Genomic DNA, 9,129 nt, shown 5'->3' on the forward strand with positions numbered 1-9,129 from the left:
GTCGGTTATGTCACTTCTCAATACTTGAAACTTGCGACTTCCACGACACCAATCGATACAAATGGCGCTGGTAAAACAATCGTCATCGATGCAGGACACGGTGGGAATGACCCTGGTGCTGTTTATGGATCGGTATACGAAAAAGTCATTGCCCTTGATATGGCGAAACGATTGATGAGCACGTTGACGAACACCTATGACTACAATGTCAAATTGACACGCTCTACCGATATGTATCTTTCCTTATCAGAGCGCGTCTCATTGAGTAAATCGTATAAAGCGGATGTTTTCGTTAGTCTCCATGCAAACTCATCTGTGTACAGCTCTGCACATGGACATGAGGTACTCGTGCCGACAACGGAAAGCTACACGACAAACCCATACGTTTCTGCGAGTCGATCGCTTGGTTCTTCGATTAATCAAGAGATTGGTTCACGTATTTCGGCCGTTCAAAACCGTGGCGTGAAATATCAAAACGTGTACGTTGTTGGGAAAAATGTTGCCCCTTCGACACTTGTTGAGTATGGCTTTATCAGTAACTCAAATGATCGTGCCTATTTGACGAATGCGACGAACCGCCAACAGATGGCGAATGCGACAGCGTCCGGTATTCATCAGTTCATGCGTTCTTATTATTAACAAATAAGGAACTTAGCATTCATCGCTAAGTTCCTTATTTTATGTCCACTTCCCATATCATGTGAGGTGCACCAGGACCCCAATAGTGGTCGAGAATCAATGAAGGTTCCCCTAACTGCTTTTGCCAATAGGCCTGTGCACTGGGAAATCCCGCATCTAAGTAGAAGACGTGTTGCTTTCTCCCGAGGATTTCTCGTTTCATTTCTTCTAATAGAAATTGTCCGACTCCTTGACGCTGCATACGAGGAAGAACGTAAACGCTCCCTAGTTCGATGGCACCCCGCTTTATTTCCAAGTTACCCGATATAATATCGTTTGGAGGCAGCAAAGCCCCCGCCCCAATAAGGACTCCTTCCCGCTCAACCACATACAGTTGAACTTGATCGTCATCAAAGTGGTCCTGAATGGTCGTATTCAGGCGTGCCACTTCTTCATCGAGCAAATCGGCGTCTTCGAAACGTTCTCGTCGAATCAAGTCACTCAAACTCTCCATAAATAAGCGTTGTAAGGATTTCACGTCTGATTGTTCGAGTGCGCGAAAGTTCAAGACGTCCACTTCCTTTTCTCTTTTTTGTTTTACTCTTTACCCTCGCGAATCCGATGCGTAACACTCGGGTACGAAGGAATGAATTCTTCGAGCGGCTCGTAATTCAACTTCCCGTATGTTTTCCATAACACTAAAATCGCTGCGGTCCACAACGTGATCATTAAATGAACTAAACCGATGGGATAGCCGTCTTCTGCTTCGAAGCCTACCATCACGAACATCACGTTGAACATCGTATGCATGAGAAAAGCGGACCACAAATTGCGCGATGATCTATTGTATACCCAGCTAATCAGAATCGAATAGGCTATGACAGACAACCCATATGCCCAAAACGGCAAATTTGCCTGACCGGTGCCAGTCATCAGAAAGAGCGGTGTATGCCAAATCGCCCAAATTCCCCCTAGCACCAAACTTGCCACTAGTGGGGACAGTCTCGACTGCAACGCATCAAGTAAATAACCCCGCCAGCCGTATTCTTCTTGTAGCGTCCCGCCGAGAAAGAGCATATATAAAAAGTAAGGAGCAATCCACCACGGTTCACGAGCGATTAACGCACCACTTCGGTCCGTCCACCAATACGCGACAAGGAATATGAATGGAATCAATCCGAACGGGATTGCGTACGTTTTCCAACTCATTCTCACTTGAATACTTTTTTGAAGAATATGCCTGACCCCTGCTACACCCCGAAGTCGATACATCGTCAACACACCGGAAAGACTCGGTCCAAACGCTCCAATAATGACGATTGCCATAATCGGTAAATCGGTCCACCAATAGAGACTCGCCCAGACAATCCATGAATAAGCGAACGTGATTGTAATAAATCGAATGATTTCTGAAGTTTTATACATAACGAGTCTCCTTCCTGTTGATAAGTACCCGTTATTGCAGAAGGAAATACCATCCTCTGTCACTCTTCTTAATTTGTTCAGATTTTCTTTCAACAGTAAAAGAGCACACCTGCTTTCACAGACGTGCTCTCGCCTTCCATTCCCTTATGACACGCGTTCTTTCTCTTCTTCCCGAATCAAATGATATTGGTCGAGAATCAATTGCGTCAATGTGTCTCCCTCATGGAGCTGCAAATATTTTTCAATCGTTGATGAGATGCCGTGCTCTTCAATCGACAAATTGAGTTCTGACGATTCCGAATCCTCCGGGTTGTGATAATGGAGGGCCGCTGCAATCCCGTAAGCGAGTTCGTTCGGCTCGATCCCATTATCCATCAACTCACGGGCTGGTTTGACGAGACGGTCGCTCGGTCCGAGTTTACGAATCGGTGAACGTGCCACTCGTGACACTTCATCCTTCAATTTCGGATTCTCAAAGCGCTTGATAATTTTTTGGATGTATTGGCTATGCTCTTTCGCCTCGAAGCCATATTTCTCAAGCAATAACCAACCTGTCTCATACAATGCGCCTTGAACGACTTGACGCACGCGGCGATCTTGTAACGCTTCGTCAATCGTCGCCTTTCCGAACAACGAACCGATGTAAGAGGCGATGGCGTGCCCTGTATTCACTGTGAAGAGCTTCCGTTCGATGTACGGTCCGATTTCCTCGACCCATGTCACACCTTGAATCGGTGGTTGCTCGTTCAGCCCTTGCGTCTCAATGACCCACTCATGGAACGTCTCGACTTCCACGTAAAGTGGGTCTTCATGCTGTTGAAGGGGTACAATGCGGTCGACCGCCGCGTTCGGGAAGAAGACGTTCGCCTCCCCGACACCGCCACATGCTTCTACTTCTTGACGAAGAATGGCACTACCACCAATCATGTTTTCACATGCGATGACATAGACCGGTGCGTCCTCGACTTCACGCGCACGGAGACCTTCACTGATCAATGGCGCTACTTTTGAAAGAAGAGAGGGTCCGACAGCCGTTGTCACAAGATCCGCTTCTGCGATCAAAGCCGCGACACGGGCTGGTTCTTTCAAACTGTTAACCCCGCGTACTCGGTCGACGATGATTCGATCAACACCGTCTTCCGCGAATCCTACCTTATAATGACGTTTGGCTTCGAGTGCTTCGATGACCGTGTCGTTAATGTCGACGAACGTCACCTCATAACCACTTTGATTCAGTAGCAACCCGATAAATCCGCGCCCGATGTTTCCTGCTCCAAAATGAACAGCTTTCATTTATGCCACCTCTTCCATGAAGAGCGCCAAAATTTCCTCTTTCGTCTTCGCCTGAACAAGACGCTCCACGTTTTCTTCGTCCGAGCAGAGAATCGCGATTTGCGAAAGGAGCTCTAAATGTTCATCATTCACGCCTGCAATCCCGATGACGAGTTTAGCCGTCTGTCCACCAAAGTCGACACCGTCCGGTACTTGCAGGAACGAGATTCCCGTCTTCTGAACCGCTGATTTCGCCGCTTCTGTACCGTGTGGAATGGCTACGTGATTTCCGATATAGACGTTTGCGATCGCTTGGCGTTCATGCATCGCTTCTACATACTCCGGCGTCACACAGCCGGCGTCTTGTAGGACTGCCCCGGCTGCTGTGATCGCTTCCTCTGTCGTTGCGAATGTTTGATTAAGTCGAATCATCTCTGTTTGAATGAATGGCATTTTGATTTCCTCCTAATAGCTAAACCGTATCTCTATCTGTTCTGTGTTCAAGAAATTTTGCTGCGTTCCGCTTTAATCTCTTCTACCAATTGATCATAGTAATCGGCGTTCAAGAAGTTTGTGACCGAGCGATGAATCGCATTCGGTGCTTGCGCTTCTGCGCGCTCTGTTAAGTCTTCATGCGTGATGACAAACTGCGCATTTTTCGGCAAGTTGCTGATCGACGTGTTCGTCACTTTGATTGGCAAGTTGGCTTTATTGACCTTATTCCGGAGAACCGAGGCCCCCATCGCACTTGACCCCATTCCTGCATCACATGCGAAGATGATGTGATCGACTTTATCAAGGCGATCTGTCACGAGAGCAGATGCGTAAGACTGTTTGCCTTTCATCGCGCTAACGTTTTGTGTCGCTTCTTCGAGTGATACTTCCTCTGCTGCGCTCGATTTCAAGATGACACTCGCCACAGCAAATGTGACCGCTGCCGATAAGAAAATCCCTGCCACGAGTCCGAGGTATGAACCGCGTGATGCCATCGCAAGAATGGCGAAGATACTACCTGGTGAAGCCGGTGCGACGAGACCGACATCAAAGAGTACGAATGTGAAGATCCCTGTTGCGCCCCCTGCGATCATCGCAAGGATCAAAATTGGCTTCATTAACACGTATGGGAAGTAAATCTCATGAATCCCACCGAGGAAGTGAATGATTGCTGCACCAGGTGCTGTACGTTTCGCTGCACCTTTGGCGAAGAACATGTATGCGAGAAGTAATCCAAGACCTGGCCCTGGGTTCGCCTCAAGTAAGAAGAGAACGGACTTACCAGCCTCTGCCACTTGATCGACACCGAGTGGACTTAAGATTCCATGGTTGATGGCGTTGTTCAAGAAGAGAACTTTTGCTGGTTCAATGAACAAGCTCGCCACTGGAAGTAATTTCGCGCCGACAATCCAGTCAACACCTGCCGCCATCACTTTATCGAGGGCGCTCATAATTGGACCGAAGATTTCGAATCCTCCAAGCATGAGAAGTCCACCGATGATCCCGACTGAGAAGTTGTTGACGAGCATTTCGAATCCTGCTTTGACTTTGCCTTCAAGGGCACGGTCGACTTGGCGGATGATGTAACCACCGAGTGGACCCATGATCATCGCTCCGAGGAACATCGGAATGTCTGTCCCGACGATGACCCCCATCGTGGCGAGCGCCCCGACGACACCACCTCGTACGTCATGAAGTAATTTACCACCTGTGAAACCGATGAGTAATGGCAAGAGATAGGTGATCGTTGGACCAACGAGTTCTGCTAAGTTTTCGTTTGGCCACCATCCTGTCGGAATGAAGAGTGCTGTGATAATCCCCCAGGCAATGAAGGCACCGATGTTCGGCATGACCATCCCACTGAGGAAACTACCGAACCGTTGTACTTTGACTCGGACCCCGCCCGAGCTCGCTTGCGTATTCGCCATGTATAAAACCTCCAGTCTGTAAAATGTGAAAGGTTGAATGTGTAGTGTAGCTAACCGGTTTGTGCTCTACACCTGTATTGTATGCCTGGAGTAAGCGCTTTCTCAATTCAATCCAGTTCACACTTTGGCAACATTTTGTGCCAAACAAAAAAATGACCATGGTTCGGTCATTTTTCGTACAACGTCTCATGAATCATTTTCTTCATGCATTCGTGCAACAATAAACGAAGGTCCTCTTTCGCCCCCGTGCTGTATAAACGCATATGTTCCTCACTCTCAATGAGCGATCCACTGATCGCACTTAAAAATTGAAGTTCGACATCGCGCGCCTCTTCTGGTGCTAGGAGCACGAGAAGTCGCGTCACGGGTTCAGTCGATTGATCCATCATGAGGAGCGGGATTGACGTCGTTAAATCAAATGCAAACACACTCGCTTTCTCAATCGAAGTATGTCGTCCATGGAAGAGTGCCAGTTTTGTACCTGGGACACCAAGACCCGCAACTTCGTGACGCCGGAGCAATTGCGCAGATAACTGAATTCCGCTTTGCACGAGATTTCGTTCCTCAAGATGTGTTCCGATATCGACCAGGATATCCTCTAAACGGTCCGTATTGTTGAGTGTGACCAAATCAAACTGATCATCCATCCGCTCGAACGTCTCCACGAGTTCGCCAAGTTCTTCAAAATCGAGCATCGTCGATCTCGGCTTTGAAGTCAGTGTTTGGAATGATTGTGGTAACGACAACAAGAGATGACGGACGCGTTGTACTTCCTCACTCGTCAACAGCGGATTGACGATCAATGTCGGCACCGACAGCGGTGGTAAAGGTACCGTCGACAAGACGACATCATATTCCTCGAGTCGATGCTGTTCTAATCCGAATAGAGACGAGTTGACGACGTCTTGCATCTCCGGGAACTCTTGACGCACTCGATTGACGAGCATCTTCGACGAACCGAGTCCGGCTGAACAGACGACGAGCGCCCGATATTCGCGACGACGCACCGGTTTGACGAGTGCTGCCGCAAAATGCATCGCCCAAAAGACCGTCTCTTCTTCGGAGAACGTATTCGTCCCAAAGACGATGTCAGCGGCCTGTTGAATGGCCGAACGAAGTCCCGGATAGTCCCGGTCGATATGAGGTTTTACCGTACTCGTTTCCGGTAAAGCCTGCGTGTTCATACTCGACAAGATGTGTGCGAGCAGTCCACGTTCGAGTGCCGTGTCATCCGTAAAGGTAAACCCGTAAATGAGCGAGACGTGATGAATCAGTTTATGCACCCGAATCTGCATGATCCACCGCTCTTCTTCATCTTCTTTCATTTGATCTTTAATCGAGCGAAGTCGATTCGCCTCCTCGGCAAACCAGACGCGTTCCGCCATCGAGTAAGTGATGCCAAGCGCTTCCTCCATGTCGGTGGCGACTTTCAAATAGTCCTCAGACCGGCCTTTCGTATACATCTCTAAAAAGAATCCGGACGCTAGCCGTTCTTGTTGCACCCCGTATGCGAACGTGACCCGCATGATGGTGCGGTCATCCATCCGTTCAAACGAGCGTGACTTTAAATAATCATAGCCGTCCCGAAGACCTTCCAGCATCTCCTCGCATGGTACGGTCTTCAAAAAGGCCGGGATGTAGTCATCTTCTCCACGAACGAAGCGGTAAAAGGCGAGCGTGTCCCAGTGGGCAAGGAGGGCGTTAATCAATAGCTTACGCTTCTCTGACTCATAGCCGAGCACTCTGGCACCGACACCCTTTTTTCGCTCGACTTCTAAATGATATTCTTCGAACCAACGATCCAATTTCTCTAGGTCTTGTGTCAACGTGCTCGGGGACACGTGCATCTGTTTGGCGACCGCCTGCAATTTGAGCGTATCGTTCTCGAACAAAAGACGCCACGCCAGCTCAAACAAGCGGTCCTCGCTCGTCGGGATCGCTTCTGCAGATAAGATGAGGTCTTCTCGTAACTGTTGTTTCGCAGACGGTTTGCCGACAAGGCTTAGTCCATGCCCGCGTTGCCAGGCGAGCTCGAGCTCGAACTCTTTTAAGATGCCTTCAAGCAATTGGCGTTCTCGTTGAATCGTACGTTCAGACAAATTCACCGCCTGCGCGATTTCGGCGAGCGGTGTCGATGTCTCAGTTGCCAATAAGTGTAGTAAAATCGACCGTTCTCTCGCGGTCCACTCATGTCTCATGCTCATCCATCCATTCTTCGACAAGTAGTCGGTATTCCTCGAGCGACAGGAGTTGTCGGACTGACCGGACACGTGCGGTCGGATGGGTAACGGGAGTCGCCCCTTCCTGATAGAGAATCAAATCCACCTCATTCGGGATGTTTTGAATCGTTCCGTGCGTAATCGTACAAGACAAGCGCCCCTCGCTTGCCTGTGCGAACAACTTCGCCGCCATCGCACTCGTCACAAATCCGCTATGGCAAGCAATGTATACGTTCATGTCAGCCCTTCTTTCGTCGCTTATCTTTATCTAATCATAAGTTGGAACCGCTTACTTCTCCTACTATTTTGCTTGTTGGCAAATATATCGGCAAGCAGTAAAAAGCACCTCTCCTGTAGAAAGGTGCCTTACACTATGTTCAGTTTATTCGACCGTCACCGACTTCGCCAAGTTACGTGGCTTGTCGACGTCACAACCACGGGCGAGCGCCGCGTAATATGCCATCAACTGAACTGGCAATACGTTGATGAGCGGTGCTAAGAGTGGCTCGACGTGCGGCAAGATGAAGTCATCGTTCTCATGTTCGACGCCTTGCATGGAAATGATACAAGCGTTCGCGCCACGGGCGACGACTTCTTTGACGTTCCCTCGGATGTTCAAGTTCGTCTTCGGTTGCGAGATGAGCGCGATGACCGGTGTCCCGTCTTCGATTAAGGCGATCGACCCGTGCTTTAGTTCTCCACCCGGGTACCCTTCCGCTTGAATGTACGAAATCTCCTTCACCTTGAGCGCTCCTTCGAGACAGACGGACGCGTCGAGCCCACGTCCGATGAAGAACGTGTTCGGTGTCGTCTTCAAATAACGTTCCGCGAGATCCTCGAACAGTTCTTTTTGTGCCATGATCGAGTCCATGATTGTCGCAACACGAGCGAGTTCCGGCATGAGATTGAACGGCAACTCTTTCCCCGTCGCACGGGCGATGTCGTATGCGAGAATCGCGAGGACGGCGATCTGTGCCGTGTACGCTTTCGTCGACGCGACGGCGATCTCCGGTCCTGCGTAGAGGAGCATCGTCTCGTTCGCTTCACGTGACAGTGTCGATCCCGGGACATTCGTCATCGTAAGTGCTTTGTATCCGCGTTTCTTCACTTCGACGAGGACGGCACGGCTGTCCGCCGTCTCACCGGATTGTGATAAGAAGACGAACAACGGACGTTCACTTAAGAGCGGCATATTGTAGCCAAATTCAGAAGAAACGTGCACTTCTGTCGGAATGCCGGCGATACGTTCTAAAATGTCTTTCCCGACGAGTCCGGCGTTATAGCTCGTCCCACAGGCGACGATATAGACACGGTCCGCTTCCGAGACGAGTTCACGCACGCCTTCTGTGAGTTCGATGTCACCGTTTTCGTTCTGGTAGTGCTGGATGATGTTGCGGATGACGGCCGGTTGCTCGTCCATCTCCTTCAACATGTAGTGCGCGTACGTGCCCTTCTCGATGTCTGACGCATCGATCTCGGCCGTGTACGGTGCACGCTCGAGCACTTCGCCGTCGAGCGTCTTGACCGTCGCCGACTCACGTGTGAGGATGACGATCTCGCCGTCATGGAGCTCGAGGTACTGGTCCGTCACCTGGAGCATCGCCATCGCGTCCGATGCGACGACGTTGAACGTGCCGTCACCGAGTCCGACGAGGAGCGGTGACTTGTTCTTG

Annotated in this window: 9 protein-coding genes; 1 reads left to right on the top strand and 8 read right to left on the bottom strand. The window is 49.9% G+C overall.

What is annotated here, in order from left to right:
• On the top strand, positions 1-639 hold a 639-nt coding region (locus PJK55_RS14955; RefSeq protein WP_271306309.1), incomplete at its 5' end, for an N-acetylmuramoyl-L-alanine amidase family protein.
• Between the two features lie 34 nt (positions 640-673).
• On the opposite strand, the gene PJK55_RS14960 is transcribed toward PJK55_RS14955, so the two are convergent.
• The 8 genes from PJK55_RS14960 to glmS form a co-directional block, all read right to left on the bottom strand.
• A complete protein-coding gene (locus PJK55_RS14960; protein WP_271306310.1) occupies positions 674-1,195 on the bottom strand; it encodes a GNAT family N-acetyltransferase in 522 nt (173 codons plus the stop codon).
• A gap of 20 nt (positions 1,196-1,215) precedes the next feature.
• A complete protein-coding gene (locus tag PJK55_RS14965; RefSeq protein WP_271306311.1) occupies positions 1,216-2,043 on the bottom strand; it encodes a CPBP family intramembrane glutamic endopeptidase in 828 nt (275 codons plus the stop codon).
• A 144-nt stretch (positions 2,044-2,187) separates the two neighbouring features.
• Complete coding sequence (locus PJK55_RS14970) at positions 2,188-3,336, bottom strand: mannitol-1-phosphate 5-dehydrogenase (protein ID WP_271306312.1); 1,149 nt, start codon at positions 3,334-3,336, stop codon at positions 2,188-2,190.
• The gene (locus PJK55_RS14975; protein ID WP_214748595.1) at positions 3,337-3,768 is read right to left on the bottom strand and encodes a PTS sugar transporter subunit IIA; all 432 of its coding nucleotides are present in this window, start codon (positions 3,766-3,768) and stop codon (positions 3,337-3,339) included.
• A gap of 47 nt (positions 3,769-3,815) precedes the next feature.
• Positions 3,816-5,237: a PTS mannitol transporter subunit IICB gene (locus tag PJK55_RS14980; protein WP_271306313.1), complete on the bottom strand. Its 1,422-nt coding sequence runs from the start codon at positions 5,235-5,237 to the stop codon at positions 3,816-3,818.
• Positions 5,238-5,404: 167 nt separating this feature from the next.
• Positions 5,405-7,435, bottom strand: a complete 2,031-nt coding sequence (locus PJK55_RS14985) for a BglG family transcription antiterminator (RefSeq protein ID WP_271306314.1) — start codon at positions 7,433-7,435, stop codon at positions 5,405-5,407.
• Entirely contained in the window at positions 7,425-7,694 is a 270-nt protein-coding gene (locus tag PJK55_RS14990) for a hypothetical protein (RefSeq protein ID WP_074034712.1), read from the bottom strand. Before PJK55_RS14990 ends, PJK55_RS14985 begins: the two co-directional genes overlap by 11 nt.
• Before the next feature lie 144 nt (positions 7,695-7,838).
• Positions 7,839-9,129: glutamine--fructose-6-phosphate transaminase (isomerizing) (gene glmS / locus PJK55_RS14995; RefSeq protein ID WP_271306315.1), on the bottom strand; the 1,291-nt coding region annotated here is incomplete at its 5' end.

This window comes from Exiguobacterium sp. MMG028 (genome assembly GCF_027947425.1).
Taxonomy (GTDB): domain Bacteria; phylum Bacillota; class Bacilli; order Exiguobacteriales; family Exiguobacteriaceae; genus Exiguobacterium; species Exiguobacterium aestuarii_A.

Excerpts from the sequence above, each read along its gene's own strand:
- PJK55_RS14965 (WP_271306311.1), bottom strand. The coding sequence starts at position 2,043 with ATGTATAAAACTTCAGAAATCATTCGATTTATTACAATCACGTTCGCT.
- PJK55_RS14970 (WP_271306312.1), bottom strand. The coding sequence starts at position 3,336 with ATGAAAGCTGTTCATTTTGGAGCAGGAAACATCGGGCGCGGATTTATC.
- PJK55_RS14975 (WP_214748595.1), bottom strand. The coding sequence starts at position 3,768 with ATGCCATTCATTCAAACAGAGATGATTCGACTTAATCAAACATTCGCA.
- PJK55_RS14980 (WP_271306313.1), bottom strand. The coding sequence starts at position 5,237 with ATGGCGAATACGCAAGCGAGCTCGGGCGGGGTCCGAGTCAAAGTACAA.
- PJK55_RS14985 (WP_271306314.1), bottom strand. The coding sequence starts at position 7,435 with ATGAGACATGAGTGGACCGCGAGAGAACGGTCGATTTTACTACACTTA.
- PJK55_RS14990 (WP_074034712.1), bottom strand. The coding sequence starts at position 7,694 with ATGAACGTATACATTGCTTGCCATAGCGGATTTGTGACGAGTGCGATG.